Annotated in this window: 13 protein-coding genes; 5 read left to right on the top strand and 8 right to left on the bottom strand. The window is 62.8% G+C overall.

Translation table 11 applies throughout. From position 1 onward, the window contains the following. Nucleotides 1–35: 35 nt before the first annotated feature. From IF189_RS12390 to IF189_RS12370, 5 genes are read right to left on the bottom strand one after another with little or no spacing between them, the layout of a single operon-like run. Entirely contained in the window at nt 36–2,069 is a 2,034-nt protein-coding gene (locus IF189_RS12390; RefSeq protein WP_192553410.1) for an LTA synthase family protein, read from the bottom strand. 3 nt (nt 2,070–2,072) lie between these two features. Then, nucleotides 2,073–2,675, bottom strand: a complete 603-nt coding sequence (locus tag IF189_RS12385) for a hypothetical protein (protein WP_192553409.1) — start codon at nt 2,673–2,675, stop codon at nt 2,073–2,075. Next, complete coding sequence (locus IF189_RS12380) at nt 2,675–3,970, bottom strand: sialidase family protein (protein WP_192553408.1); 1,296 nt, start codon at nt 3,968–3,970, stop codon at nt 2,675–2,677. Before IF189_RS12380 ends, IF189_RS12385 begins: the two co-directional genes overlap by 1 nt. Nucleotides 3,971–4,021: 51 nt before the next feature. Beyond that, nucleotides 4,022–4,567, bottom strand: a complete 546-nt coding sequence (locus IF189_RS12375; protein ID WP_192553407.1) for a cytochrome b/b6 domain-containing protein — start codon at nt 4,565–4,567, stop codon at nt 4,022–4,024. Beyond that, on the bottom strand, nt 4,567–4,833 hold the full coding sequence (locus IF189_RS12370) for a PepSY domain-containing protein (protein WP_114882494.1): 267 nt from the start codon (nt 4,831–4,833) through the stop codon (nt 4,567–4,569). Before IF189_RS12370 ends, IF189_RS12375 begins: the two co-directional genes overlap by 1 nt. 170 nt (nt 4,834–5,003) lie before the next feature. On the opposite strand from IF189_RS12370, the gene IF189_RS12365 reads away from it, so the two are divergent. The 3 genes from IF189_RS12365 to mntP all read left to right on the top strand — a co-directional run bounded on the left by IF189_RS12365 (nt 5,004) and on the right by mntP (nt 7,832). After that, entirely contained in the window at nt 5,004–5,666 is a 663-nt protein-coding gene (locus IF189_RS12365; RefSeq protein ID WP_119429240.1) for a response regulator, read from the top strand. Further along, nucleotides 5,663–7,060 carry an ATP-binding protein gene (locus IF189_RS12360; RefSeq protein WP_134826592.1) on the top strand — a complete coding sequence of 466 codons (1,398 nt, stop codon included), beginning with the start codon at nt 5,663–5,665 and terminating at the stop codon, nt 7,058–7,060. Before IF189_RS12365 ends, IF189_RS12360 begins: the two co-directional genes overlap by 4 nt. 208 nt (nt 7,061–7,268) lie before the next feature. Then, entirely contained in the window at nt 7,269–7,832 is a 564-nt protein-coding gene (mntP, locus tag IF189_RS12355) for a manganese efflux pump MntP (RefSeq protein WP_134826591.1), read from the top strand. 15 nt (nt 7,833–7,847) lie between these two features. On the opposite strand, the gene IF189_RS12350 is transcribed toward mntP, so the two are convergent. Genes IF189_RS12350 through IF189_RS12340 form a run of 3 tightly spaced genes read right to left on the bottom strand, consistent with a single transcriptional unit; the run spans nt 7,848 to nt 12,084 of the window. Beyond that, a complete protein-coding gene (locus IF189_RS12350; protein ID WP_134826590.1) occupies nt 7,848–9,194 on the bottom strand; it encodes an MFS transporter in 1,347 nt (448 codons plus the stop codon). Between the two features lie 49 nt (nt 9,195–9,243). Beyond that, nucleotides 9,244–10,317 carry a C45 family autoproteolytic acyltransferase/hydolase gene (locus IF189_RS12345; RefSeq protein ID WP_192553406.1) on the bottom strand — a complete coding sequence of 358 codons (1,074 nt, stop codon included), beginning with the start codon at nt 10,315–10,317 and terminating at the stop codon, nt 9,244–9,246. A gap of 39 nt (nt 10,318–10,356) precedes the next feature. Continuing rightward, nucleotides 10,357–12,084: an amidohydrolase gene (locus IF189_RS12340; RefSeq protein WP_134826588.1), complete on the bottom strand. Its 1,728-nt coding sequence runs from the start codon at nt 12,082–12,084 to the stop codon at nt 10,357–10,359. A 105-nt stretch (nt 12,085–12,189) separates the two neighbouring features. Between IF189_RS12340 and IF189_RS12335 the strand changes: the two genes are divergently transcribed. After that, on the top strand, nt 12,190–13,095 hold the full coding sequence (locus IF189_RS12335) for a LysR family transcriptional regulator (RefSeq protein WP_192553405.1): 906 nt from the start codon (nt 12,190–12,192) through the stop codon (nt 13,093–13,095). Between the two features lie 82 nt (nt 13,096–13,177). Beyond that, on the top strand, nt 13,178–14,152 hold the full coding sequence (locus IF189_RS12330; protein WP_192553404.1) for a helix-turn-helix transcriptional regulator: 975 nt from the start codon (nt 13,178–13,180) through the stop codon (nt 14,150–14,152). Nucleotides 14,153–14,154: the final 2 nt, after the last annotated feature.

Below are 14,154 nucleotides of genomic sequence, written 5' to 3'. Positions count from 1 at the left end.
AACCGTGGCGGCCCTCTTTCATCGAGAGAGGGCCGTCAACGCACGTTGCGATACAGCATCAGCCGTGCGCTTTCGTGCAGTCCCCGCGTCAGCTCGACCAGTCGTTGAAACTCCTCGGGATGCGCCTCGGCGACGTTTTCCAGCGGTGTCGCCGATTTCAGGTCATGCAACGTCGGTGCACTGCCGTCGTGTTGCATCTGCAGCAAGTGATCCTTGGTCACCCCGCCGATCAGCGGAAATGTCCCCTCGCGCAACACCAGCGGCACCACCCGCTCGCCTTCGGGCGCCGGTTGCTGCAGGTCGCGGCCCATGGCGCGGTTGTCGAAAGCCACGCCGGCCATGCCCGCCACCGTCGGCAGCAGATCTGCGAGCCCCACCGCCTCTTCAATCACCTTGGGTTTGAGCAGCCCCGGCGCATGAATCAGCATCGGCACATGGTTGCTTTCCAGCCCCAGTTGTTCGAAGGCCGGCGGCATGTGCGGGATGCGGCTGATACGCGTGTTGTGGTCGCCGAAGAACACGAAAATCGTGTTGTCGTAGTAGCCGCCGGCCTTGGCCAGTTCCATCAGGCGACCGATGTTGAAGTCCAGCAGCCGCACCGCGTTGTATTGCTCGACGCTGCGTGAGCCGGCGTTTTGCACCTGCTCCAGCGACAGGTTGCTGACCTCGAATCCGTCGTTGTCTTTCGGGATCGTGAACGGCCGGTGATTGCCGGAGGTTTGCACGTAGGCGAAGAACGGTTTGTCCCTGGGCAGTGCGCGCAGAATCTCATCGCCTTCCTTGAACAGGTCCAGATCGGAAATCCCCCACACATCCACCCGTGGCGAACGCCAGTCGCGCTCTTCGTAGAGGCGCACACCGTCGATGCTTTGCTGGATCAGCGCATTGATGTTGGCCCAACCGGCGTTGCCGCCAATCATGTAGAGCTTCTGGTAGTCGGTGAAGGCGTTGATCAGCGTGTGCTGGTTGGTGATTAGCGGATGGCGGGTAGCGGTCTCCTGCCGGGTGACGTCCGGAACGCCGGTGATGCTTGCCCACACGGTTTTCGCGGTGCCCGTGACCGGGACGTAGAAGTGTTTGAAGAACCAGCTCTCGTTCGCCAAGCGGTCAAGGTTAGGCGTCGGGTTCAACGGGTTGCCGTAGGCGCCCACAGCGCTGGTGCCCAGGGATTCGAGCATGACGAACATCACGTTCGGCGCCCGCTCACCCGCAACGCTATAAGGCTGCACGGATTGCCGGCGTTCGAACGCCAGGCTTTGCACATCCGGCCGATCCACACCCAGATATCTGGAAATCACCGGGTAATGCGCCCGCACCTGCGCCTCGTCGAACTGCGCCTGCCCGGCCTTCAGCGTGTCATAGAGGAACAGCACCGGATTCAGGCCCACGGCGGCGATCTGCCCGTTGCCGGAGAAGAACGCATCACTCCAGCGCAATGGCACCGGGTTTTCCAGGTTGAGCTTGTCGACCCGGCCCAACAACGCCAGCAGCACGACCACCAACCCGAGTCCCGCGCCTATGGCGACTGACCTGCGGCGAATAACCCGTGGCTCGCGGGCCAGCGTCAATCGTTCAAGGCGCACAAAACCGTAGAACCACAGCGCCAGAACCGCGAGCCAGCCCAACGCAATCCAGAATACCGGATAGGTTTCCCAAACCATCTGCTGCGAGATCTGCGCATCCTCCAGATAACGCAGCACCGTGGCGTTGATCCGCACGCCGAGGTAGGCGTAATGGCCGAAGTCGATGATGTACACCAGACCGATCAGCCCCAATGCCAGCAACAGATAAACCCGGGCCACGCCGCGCAATAGCGGCACCGTGGTCAGATTCCAGCGCGGCAGCCACGCCAGCACCGCCAATGGCAGCACCAGCAACAGCGCCAGCCTCAGGTCGAAACGAAAGCCGATGCCCAGGGTTTGCAGCCATTGCGGGTCGGCAAAGAACTGCGCGGTATCCACCCCGGAGAACCCGATCAAGAACACCAGCCGCAGCAAGGCAAACTGCAGAAACGCCAAACCTGTCGCGCCCACGCCATAGCGCAGGCGACGCGATTGCAACCACCCCATCGTTTACCTCTGTGTTGTTCGTTGAGATGGCAGAAATTGCCACGCGGCCTTAATGCAAAGTCCAAATCCGGCGATCAGGCAATAACCCGCCAGCAAAGGGTCGATCAGGTAATCCCAATAGTTTTCGGAAGGCTTGAGGCGCAGCGCGAATGCCAACGTGGCCAGTGCCAGCATCGCGACGCCGAGCATGTTGCGCAGCCAAAGCAGCGCCAAAGTCGCCAGCCCGATAAGCACAATCATCGGCCGCGGATTGAAGCCCCACCGGTAAGGATCGACATAGGTCAGGCCCATCGTCGCCGGGTACAACAGCGCCGTCAGCACCACGAACAGCCCCAGAATCTGGCCCCGTGTCAGCGGTTTCAGTTGAGGAACCACACCAAGGCGCAACAACGCGGCCCAGCCCAGAAACACCAGCGTGGTAATCGCCAGGTCATCGGTGAAGCTGCGCACATACGCCGCCAGCGGCAGGCCGCCCAGCGGAATGAAGCTGACCAGCGCCAGCGCCGGCAACAGCCACGGACGCCAGCGCTGGGTAAATTGAAAGGAACCCAGCGTAACAAAACCGAGCAGGATGAAACTCAAATGGGCTTGCCAGAGAAACAGCATCACAGACGCTCCGCCAGCCAGGCATCGTTGAAGCTGATATGTTTGATGAAGGTGTTGTTCCAGGAATAAACCAGGTGATACAGGCCATCGCTGCCACGGCTGAAGTAAGGGTATTCGTACTCGAATTCACAGCCTTCGGGCTTGCACACGCGGTAGTCGAGGTTGCTCAGGAAGCGTTGCTCCAGCGGCAAACGCTGCGCGCCGCTCGATGCCCGAAAGCCTTCGCCGATGATTGCCTTGTAGGCCTCGGGCGAAAACGGCTGGCCGAGGGGATCGGGGGACTGGTCGAGTTCGATCACGTTGCGCCAGTCGTTGAGATTGGCATCGGTGCCGTACAGGCTGAGCTTGAAGCGACCGTCGCGCAGGTCATTGAGCGCCACCAGCAAACCGTCATCGGCGGTGCCCACCGCCGCCAGCGACGAGTTGGGGTTGGCCGGTTCCAGCGGATAGGGTTCGCTCCAGGTCTGCCCGGCGTCCACGGTGCGACTGGCCAGCACCTTGTGATGGGTTTCACCGGCATAACGCAACATCGCCACGGCGCGGCGCTCGTCCTGCGGCACGATGGTCGGTTGCAGCGAATGCTTGCCCCGGCTGATGCGGAATTTGTCGATCACCGCGCCGTCCGCGCTCAGGTACAGGTACTCGGCGAACTTGCCCATGAACTCGTGGTACACCGGCAGGCCAATCGAACCATCGGCATGGAACACCGGCGCGGCGCGCACCAGGGTGCTGATGTTGAAGAACGGCGAGGTGATCAGCTGTCGCGGCGCCGTCCAGTTGCGCCCCAGGTCATCGGAAACCATCACGTTGATCGCGCTGGTGGCCCAGCCGCCGACGGACACCGACACGTAGAACATCCACAAACGCTGGTCCGGCGCGAGGGCGATCACCGGGTTGCCGAGTTTGCGGATGTAGCGCTGCGTGCCGGCGACGGTGGATTCGCGGGTGGCCAGCACCTGTTCGGCGCCCCACTCCGCCGTTTTGGCGTTGTAGCGCGCGGTGCGGATCTGCACGTCGGCGGCGCCTTCGCGGGAGCCGGCGAACCACACGGCCATCAGGTCGCCGCCGGGCAACGCGGTGACCGAAGACGAATGCACAAAATCATCCAGTTCCGAGGACACGAAACGGCTGCTGTACATCGGCTCGGCCGCATTCGCCGAAGCCTGGGCAACAGGCGTTTCAACCGCGAACGGCGCCAGCACATGCTCCGGGTGACTGCGCCAGGCCGCGATAAAAACCAGGCTCACCGCAAGCGCGGCGACGATGAATTTCAAACGAAAGGACAAGGCACGCATAGGCAGCTCATGGCAGTTACGAGATGGCAAACCATCGAAAGGACATCCCTGTCACGGGCCCGGATCGTCCGGCAGACGACGCCGGCGCCCGGTGAGCATCGACAACGGCAGGTTGTCGCGCACTTGAACACTCTCAAACAGCGCCGCCGCGATGTGCACGATAACCAGCGCCAGCAAGGCGTCGGCGGCGGTTTCGTGGACTTGCAGCGGCCAGTCGGCGCCCCACAGGGCATCGATTTCTTCCATGGCCCAGCCGCTCAGGCCGATGGTCAGCATCGCCAGCAGCATCAAGATCATCACCAGCGCGCCAATCGGCGAATGCCCGAGACGATGCTCGGGCCGCCCGGCGATCAGCGACCGGGCATGGGCCGCCAACCGTGACGGCGTCGGCCAGAAGTCCGACCAGCGCGCACTGCGCGGCCCGACGAATCCCCACACCAGACGCACCAGCAGCCAGCCCATGGCGTAATAACCGAGCCAGACATGCCAGTCGTCACCGGCTTCATTGAAGAAGTAGTTGGCGGCAAAGACCCCGGCGATGGACAGGTGAAACACCCGCACCACCGGGTCCCACAGGCGCAGGGAGTCCCGTGGCATCAGCCCTTGATCTCGGTTTTCACCGCTTTGCCGCTGACCGGGTCGTGGTAGATCTCGACCTTGCGCTTGTCTTTGTCGAAGCCGTAGATCTCGTAGCAGTTGCCGTCGGTGACCTTGAACTTGCTGATTTCGTAGCCCTGGGATTTCAGCTGTTCCTGAAACGCTTTCTGGTCCTGCCACTGCGAACGTTCGGCCGTGGTGCATTGCGGGCCGGCGACGGCCAGGGGGCTGGCGACAATCAGGGACAACAGCACAAGTTTGCGCATGGAAGCACTCTCGCTGGATGGGAAAGGCCTCACTGTGCAAAACCAAGCTTAACGAAAGCTTAGTTGGCAACGAGTCGTAACATCTTCGCCGGTTCAGGGGCTGCCACGGCAGCAAGGCGAGCGGCATGATGCCGCCGGACACGCGCCCGATTTCCCACAGAGAAAATGCCATGCGCCTACTTCTGGTCGAAGATGACCGCGCCCTCGGCCAGGGCATCCGCGTCGCCCTGAGCAACGAGGGCTACACCCTCGACTGGTTGCAGGATGGCGTCAGTGCGCTGCACGCATTGCGCAGCGAAAGCTTCGATCTGTTGCTGCTCGACCTCGGCCTGCCAAGGCTCGATGGCCTGGCGCTGCTGCAACAATTGCGCGCCAGCCAGCATGATTTGCCGGTGCTGATCCTCACCGCCCGCGACGGCACCGCCGAACGCATCGCCGGGCTGGACGCTGGCGCTGACGATTATCTGGTCAAGCCATTCGATGTCGACGAGCTCAAGGCACGCATCCGTGCCTTGCTGCGGCGCAGTCAGGGCCGTGCGCAACCGGTGCTGGAACACGCCGGCGTCTGCCTCGACCCGATCAGCCAGCAAGTCACCTGGCGCGGCAGCACGGTGGTGGTGACGCCGATGGAGTATCAACTGTTGCATCAACTGATGGCCCGCCCCGGCAAAGTCGTCACCCGCGAACGCCTGTCGCGCACCTTGTACGGCTGGCAGGAACGGGTCGAAAGCAATACCCTGGAAGTGCTGATCCACAACCTGCGCAAGAAGCTTTCCGCCGAGCTGATCCGCACCGTGCGCGGTGTGGGTTACGTCGTGGAGCTCAAGCCATGAACTCGATTCGCGCGCGGATTCTGCTGCCGGTGCTGTTTCTGGTTCTACTCGGCGATGTGCTGATCAGCTGGGCGGTGTTGCGCTACAGCCACCACGAGATCGAAGAAATCTACGACGCCCAACTGGCGCAAAGCGCCCGCCTGCTGCAAGGCGTGCTGGCCCAGCGCGCACCCGGCGACAACGATTGGGAGCGCCTGCATCAGGCCTTCGACGAGGCGATGAGCCGAGACGGTGACGGCGATGGCGAAGCTGCTCACCCTTACGAAACACGCCTGACCTTTCAGGTCTGGCGCAACGACGGCCAGTTGCTGATGCGCTCCGCCGAAGCGCCGATTCTGGATGCACCACCCGCCACCCTCGGCGCCCATGACCTGATGGAAAACGGTCGCGACTGGTGCGCCTTCCTGCTCCAGGACCCGCGACAAGGCTTGCTGATCTGGGTCGGCGAGCGCGATGACATCCGCCAGGACCTGATCACCCGCATCGTCGGACATACCCTGTGGCCAAGCCTGATCGGCGTGCCGCTGCTGACCATCCTGATCTGGCTGGCCATCGGCTGGGGCTTGCAGCCATTGCGCGCCATGGCCCAATCGATTCGCGGCCGCGACACCGACACCCTGAAACCGCTGCACCTGAGCCCCCTGCCCCAGGATCTGGAGCCGATGCAGACCGCGCTCAACCGCCTGCTGCAACAGATCGACAACCTGCTGGCCCGGGAACGACGCTTTATCGCCGACGCCGCCCATGAGTTGCGCACGCCGCTGGCGATCCTGCGGATTCATGCGCAGAACGCGCAATTGGCCAACACCCCGCAACAACGCGAGGAAGCGCTGGAGTTTCTGGTCAGCGCCGTGGACCGCGCCACGCGCATCGCCAGCCAATTGCTGACCATGGCGCGCATCGAACCGCGTCTGGCATCTCCGCAAAACGCCCGCGTCGAACTGACCGCGCTGGTGCGCGAGGAACTGGCTGAACTGACGCCGCTGGCCCTGGAAAAAGACGTCGAACTGATCCTCGACAGCGATCATCACTGCCCGGTCGATACCGATCCGGTGGCGTTGGCCATCGCTCTGCAAAATCTGGTAACCAATGCGCTGAACTTCGCCCCGCCCGGCAGCGAGGTGCGGGTTCAGGTGCAGCCACAGGCCTGCGGTTCGGTGTCGATCAGCGTCGAAGATGCCGGCCCCGGCATCGATGAGCAGCAATATGCGCGGTTGTTCGAACGCTTCTACAGCGAGGGTCACGCCAATGGCGCGGGTCTCGGACTGGCCATCGTGCAAATGATCGTGAGCAAGATCGGCAGCACCTTGCAGCTGTACAACCGGCCTCAGGGCGGGCTGTGCGCCGAGCTGCGAATCCCTGCGGGGTCAACCGAACCTGCGCCGGGCATTTAACGAAATTTTCATGTTTGCCTGCCTATGATCCGGGCCTTCGTTGGGGAGTAACCTGCTTCCGAGCCCCTCGGAAGCGTTCGTATCAACATATTCGGCAACATGCCGTGGTGCGAACACCTTCGGGTTGGTGAGACCGACGACACATCCATGCCGAAAGTCGGGCGTGTGGTTGTGTCGTTGACTCATGGCCCGACTGGAAGTATTGCCCGTGAATCCTGTTTCCCTGATCTTCCTCGCACTCGCCATGTCCACGGATGCCTTCGCGGCCGCCATCGGCAAAGGCTCCAGCCTGCACAAACCTCGCATCACCGAAGCCCTGCGCACCGGTCTGATCTTTGGTGTCATCGAAGCGATCACCCCGGTCATCGGCTGGTTCATCGGCCAGGCCGCCACCCGCTGGGTGGAAAGCTGGGACCACTGGATCGCCTTCACCCTGCTGGTCGCACTCGGTTTGCACATGATCTACAACGGCCTCAAGCACGAGGAAGCCGAAGAGGAAAAACCGGGGCAGCACTCGTTCTTCATCCTCGCCGTTACCGCCGTGGCCACCAGCATCGACGCCCTGGCCGTCGGCGTCGGCCTGGCGTTTGTCGATGTGAACATCTGGGTGGCCGCAGCCGCCATTGGCCTGGCGACCATGACCATGGTCACCCTTGGCGTGATGCTCGGTCGGGTGCTGGGTACCGTGGTCGGCAAACGTGCGGAAATCGTCGGTGGCGTGGTGTTGATGATCGTCGGCGCGACGATCCTCTACGAACACCTTTCGGCTTGATCCCAAATGCCGGTGTCAGGGTGTCTGCAGACGCCCCGGCACTGGTGCAGAGGTCGGCGCGCTGCCCGATGGCGCGTCGATTTGTTCCAGACTCAAGTGCGCGGTTTCCCTGAGGAAGAACGAGCACACCGCCACGATCCCCAACGCCACCGCCCCGTACACCGCAACGCCAAACGCGTCGTGATTGTTGGCAATGAGAATGGCCGTGGCCGCACTCGATGCCGTCCCGCCTCCCAGCGCGGCACCGATCTGGTACGCCGCCGACATCCCCGAATAACGCATGTCCCGTGGAAACTGCTCGGCGAGAAACGCCGGGATCGGCCCCTGCGTCGCGCCCATGAACGCCCCGATCACGATGTAGGCGAACGTCGACACCAACAGGCTTTTCAGCCCCACCAACGGGAAGAACACGAAGAACCCGGCCGCCATGATGAACGCGCCGAGAATCATCACCTTGCGCCGGCCTATACGGTCGGAGAGCAAGGCAAACAAAGGCGCAGTGATGACGATGGCAACCGATAAGGCGATGTCGAAAATCAGTGCATCGGTGCTGCCGTAGCCCAGTTGCGTGGCGTAGGACAGAAAGAACGTGCTGCCGATGTAGGCGATGGTCACGTAGCCAAACGCGATGCCGGTGCACAGCAGCATGGCCCGAGGTCGTGCACGCAACGCTTCAATCAGCGGCATGCGCCCGTGTCCCTTTGACTCGCCCAGCGACTGCGCCGGTTTCTGCAACCGCGCATACAGCCCGACCAGCACCAGCACGCCACCCAGCCAGAACGGAATGCGCCAGGCAAACCCGGCAAGGTCATCGTTCGCCGCCACGCTGACCACGGCAAACACGGCCGAGCCGAGAATCCCGCCAATGCCGATACCCATGCTGGTGAAGCTGCCCCACAACCCTCGACGCCCCACGGGCGCCGATTCGATGCCGAACAACGCGGCCCCGCCCCACTCGCCCCCGGCGGCAAATCCCTGCACCAGCCGCAACAGCACCAGCAACGCCGGCGCACCCGCGCCGATTGTTGCGTAACCCGGCAGGCAGCCGATCAGAAAGGTACTAAGCCCCATCAACAGCAGCGTGATCACCAGCATTTTCTGCCGACCGAGTTTGTCGCCGTAATGCCCGAACACCATGCCGCCCAACGGCCGGGCGAAGAACCCCGCGCCGAACGCACCGAAGGCTACGAGCGTCGCGGTGAGCGGGTCCATCTGCGGGAAAAACACCTTGGGGAATACCAGCGCGGCGGCGGTGCCGTAGATCACGAAGTCATAGAACTCCAGGGCGGTGCCCATGCCGGAGACGAAGAAGGTTCTCAGCGCCGACGGTGAACCCGCCGTGCGTGCAGGGTGACTGGCCATGTGGGGTGCTCCTCTTGTTGTTGTTTTTCGGGGCGTTGCTGCAAGGGTTTCAGAAGCGCTGGTAACCGTTGCACGCCAGCTGCTTCGGGTTGCCGGCGGCAAATTCGAGCACGCATTGTTCAGTGTCGATGCCGATGGTCAGCAAGGTTTCCCAGCGCTCGGTGGCCGGCATGCTCAGGTCGGGATGGAAGCAGATCGGTGCTTCCTCGCCGGCCGCGCCGCACATGGCATCGGCCCGGCGCACGAGGTCGCCTTCGGCCATGCCGGTCAGCAAGGCGTTGACGTGATCGATGCGCGCGTAGGTGGTCGAGGCGTCCGGCGTGCGTTCGCCAGCACTCAGCTCCGGGTCGAGGAAATGGTTGGTATGAGTGATCCAGCCTTCGGCGTCCGGCAGCACCACGGCGGTGGCGGCAGGTGACATCTCGATGCTGCAGGCGCGGATTTTCGAGTCTTCGCGAGCGAACACCGTCAGCACTGTGGACGCACTGACCCGCGCCGAACGCGCCAGTTCGACGGCCTCATCGACACTGCGGGCCTGCTCCAGAATCCGCCGCGCAATCGCGTGCACCGGCACCCCGCCGCTGCCATTGTCGCTGGCATGGTGAAGGATGTTGAAGTGCAGCCCGAGCCCGGCGCTGTTTACGCCGATCTTGCCGAGCATGCCGAATTCGGTGAACAGCTTGACGGTCATCCCGGCGTCGGTGGTCAGCTGCAGGATCAGGCCGTTGGGCACCAGCGTGTCGTGCCAGTCCCAGGTCTGGATGGTTTTCGGCGCCTGAGGGCCATGGGGCGCGAAGACCGCCGTCGAGCATTCGCCTTCATTCGAGGGCATGACCGCAAGGATTTCGGTGCGGGCATTCAGGGCCGCGAGTTGCCACAGCGGCAGATCCGCGCCTTCGGCCATGGCGACGATTTCCTCGGCCAGTGCCGGGCTCCAGTCTTCCAGGGCTTTCAGGCTGGCTTCGCCGATGGCGCGCACTTGCTGCGGCGGAATGTCGAGTTGATTGAAGAAGTCGAGGTACAGCGCAACAGTCTGGCGAATCTGCGCGCTGAACCCGTCACCGATCTGGTGCCCACGGGTTTGCGGGTTACGGGTGTCGGTGACGAAGCAATGAAGGTTCACGAAAGGTTTTCCTTTTTGGCGTTGTAATCGGAGTGCGGCTTACGGCTGACGGCGATAGATTTCGCGGCCGGCGAAGAAGGTGTTGAGCACCTGGGTGTCGCGCAGGGCTTCGGGGGCGACCGTGAACACATCGCGGTCGAGCACGATCAGGTCGGCCTGTTTGCCGGGTTTGAGTGAGCCGATGCTGTCTTCCAGGCGCAGGACCTTGGCGGCATTGAGGGTGTAGGCCTGGAACATGACCTGGCGGTCGATGTCTTCGGCGGCGTTGAGCACGCCTTTCGGGCCCTTGCGGCTGACGGCCTGGTAAATGGCTTTCCACGGTTCCGGTGTGGTGATCGGCCAGTCGCTGGCGCCGGCGATGATGGCGCCCTGCTTGAGCAGCGAGCGCGCCGGATAGGTGTACATGAAGGCCATGGCGCTGACGTAGGGCTTGACCAGATCCATGCTCGATTCATCGGCGCTGGCCCAGTACATCTGCATCGAGGCGATGACGTTCAATGCCTTGAACCGGGCGAATTCTTTCGGGTTGACCATCTGCAAATGGGTGATCGAATGGGCAATGCCGCTCTGGCGATCCTTGCGCGCCTGTTCGATGCCGTTGAGGGATTCGCGCACCGCGCGGTCGCCGATGGCGTGGATGTGCACCAGCCAGCCACGGGCGTCGGCGGCGCTGACCAGTTCGCCAAAGTGCGCCGGATCGATCAGCAGCTCGCCGGACTTCTTCGAGTTTTTGTAAGGCTCCAGCATCGCCGCACTCTGCGCGGGCGATTCGGCCACGCCGTCGGCGAACACTTTGATGCCCGGCAGCGTCAGGTTGTGCACGCCGAGGAACTGCTGGCGGACTTTGTCCAGTTCATCGAGATCCGCTGGCGTAGCCTTCGAATCCGCCATCAACAGTGCCGCGACGTGGGCAGTAAGCTCGCCGTTTTCCGAAAGCGTCTTGTACGTCGGCAGCACACCCAGCGAGTCGTTTTTCACGTCGGCGCCGGGCAGTTCGTTGGCCAGCGGGTCCATCCACCCGGTAATCCCGAGGCTTTTGTAGTAATCCAGTGCGGCGCGACCGCCCGCCAGCAGCGCTTCATCGGTCGGCGGCGGCAACAGGGCCTGAACGGGATAAAGCCCGGCATCCACCATAAAGCCGTTTGGTTGCCCGTCCGGGTGATGACCGAGGGTGTCTTTCTCTTCGGGTTTGAGCGCCTGGATGCGCGCCGCATCGATGCCGGCGCGTTTGAGCATCGCCTGATTGGCCCAGCCGGTGTGCAGGTCCCAACCCAGCAGCAACAACGGCTGACCGGCCCACTCGCCCTGATTGAAACGCTGCTCCAGCGCGTCGGTCTGGTTCCAGTAAGTCGAGGGCAATCCGCCGACACTGAGGAATTCGCCGCGCCGGGCCTTGCCGTCCTCACGCCATTGGCGCAAGCGCGATTCCAGTTCATCGAGCGGCAACATCTGCCCGTCGAGATTGGCCTGCAGCATCTGCAAGCCGCCCTTGAGGGTGTGCGAGTGAGAGTCGATGAAACCGGGCATCACCACTTTGCCGCCCAGATCGATCAGCCGGGTGTCGGCGGTCTTGAGGCGCAGCACCTGCGCATCCGAACCGACCGCGACGACCTTGTCACCTTCGATGGCGACGGCCTGCTGCAACGGCTGGCCGGGTTCGGCGGTGTAGATTTTCGCGTTGTGCAGAATCAGGTCGGTGGCCGCCAGACTTTCCAGCGAGGCACAGGCCAGTGCGGACGACACCATCAGGGTCAGGAGCTGCTTCATGAGCGTTCTCGTTATTTTTGTTAGGCTGAGGCCAGATTAGCCAAGCCCGCCGGATAACTGAATGCCGTCTCACGCACAACTTCTGTGCCCATCAGGAATAGATCAATGGACAAAATGAGCGCCCTGACCATGTTCGTCGCCACCGCCGAGCACGGTAATTTCAGCCGTGCCGCCGAGGTGCTCGGCAACACGCCGTCGGCCCTGACCAAGGCCGTGGCGCAACTGGAGGAGGAACTCGGCAGCCGCTTGTTCGACCGCACCACTCGACGCATGGCGCTGACCGAGGCCGGGCGGATCTATCTGGAAGGCGCGCGTCAGGCGCTGTTGCAACTGCAACTGGCCAGCGAAGGCGTCGAACAGCTCAAACACGAATTGCGCGGTGAGTTACGCATCATCGCCCCGCCCTCCTTCGCCCCGGCCTTTCTCAATCAGGTGTGCTGCCGCTTTCTGAACGAGCACCCGCAGGTGAATCTGGAAGTGGATCTGAGCGACAACTACGACGACCCGGTGGATGGCAGCTATGACCTGGCGCTGCGTGACGGGCCGATCGACCTGCCGGGAGTGATCGCCCAGCCACTGGTGGAAAACCGCGTGCAGCTCTGCGCCAGCCCGACCTATCTGGCGCGCAAGGGCAGCGATGTGTCACTGGACAACTATCACCAGCACGACTGGCTGATCTTCCGTCACCCGCTGCTCAACCGGCATTTCTGGTGGGTCAAACAGGGCGAGCGACGCGTGCGCATGACCCAGCCCACCCCGCGCATCGCCAGTGACAATTACGATTTCCTGCTGGCCTGCCTGCTCGACGGCCAGGGCCTGCAATTTCTCCCGCAGTGGAGCGCCGCGCCGTATCTCGCCCGGGGCGAACTGGTGGAATTGATGCCCGAATACTGGCGTGAACCCAGCGCCTTCGGGCCTTGGATCTACGTGCTGTATCAGGCCCATAGGCGCAATACACGCAAGGTGAAGGTGTTCATCGATTTCCTGAAGGCGCACTGGCAAGCGGCGTAATCCGTTTGTGTCATGTCGCTGTCATTCTCGGTTGCTAACGTCCTCGCGCCTCTTTGCCCCGACTGCCAAGGTGACCTTCCCGGTGTACTCAAGCCCGACGCGCCAGACCATCATCCTCAGATCCGCCGATATGTCCTGCGACGACTTCGGCGCGTTGTTCTCCCGCATGTTCGGCAATCGTTATGGCGATACACCGCCGCCGCCCAAGAACATCATCATCGGCGGCGTCTACGGACGGCACGACGGGGTCAGTTTCCGCCGCATGCATTACCGGGGTGATTTCACCGTGGCGTTCCCCGAGCCCTACGATGAAATCACCTTCGTGATCCCCACCGCCGGCAAGATCATTTTCAACGACTCGACCGAATCGCTCGGCATGCCGCACATCGGGCTGGCCATCGACAAAGCGGATCTGCGCTCGATGCGTTTCGTCGACAATCACGCCCAGCACGGCATGTCGATCAGCCGCGCGGCGCTCACCGAACGGCTGTCGTCACTGCTGGGTCGACCGATCGTGCACAAGCTGCATTTCGAGCCGAGGGTGGATCTGAATAGCCCGGCGTTTCAGGGCATTCGCGCATTGATCGATCTGGCCACCGGCACCGAATTCGACCTGTTGCTGAACGCCGGTTCGCTGATGCCATCGCGCCTGCGGGAGATGCTGGTGGACGCGGTGCTGGAAGCCTGGCCGCATAACTTCAGCGAAGCCTTGCGTCGACCCGAGGCGCAGATTGCCCCTCGGCATGTGAAACAGGCCATCGAGTACATTCAGGCGCATCCCGAACAACTGGTCAGCGGGACGGATCTGGCGGGGCTGGTGAACGTCAGCCTGCGGGCCTTGCAGGAAGGCTTCCGGCGGTTCGTCGGGACTTCGATTGTGGCGTACCAGCGCCAGGTCAGGCTGGAGCGTGCCTGCGAAGCGCTGAAGCGAGGCCCATCGTCATCGGTGACCGACGTGGCCCTGCAATACGGATTCAGCAACGTCGGCCGGTTCTGCCAATACTTTCAGGATGCCTACGGCGTGAGCCCCGCAGAAATGCGAAAAGGACTGCGCTGAGG

Source organism: Pseudomonas sp. IzPS59, assembly GCF_014863505.1.
Classification (GTDB): Bacteria; Pseudomonadota; Gammaproteobacteria; order Pseudomonadales; family Pseudomonadaceae; genus Aquipseudomonas; species Aquipseudomonas kribbensis.
Note: the sequence above shows the minus strand (reverse complement) of the source record. Positions and strands in the feature narration are given on the sequence as shown.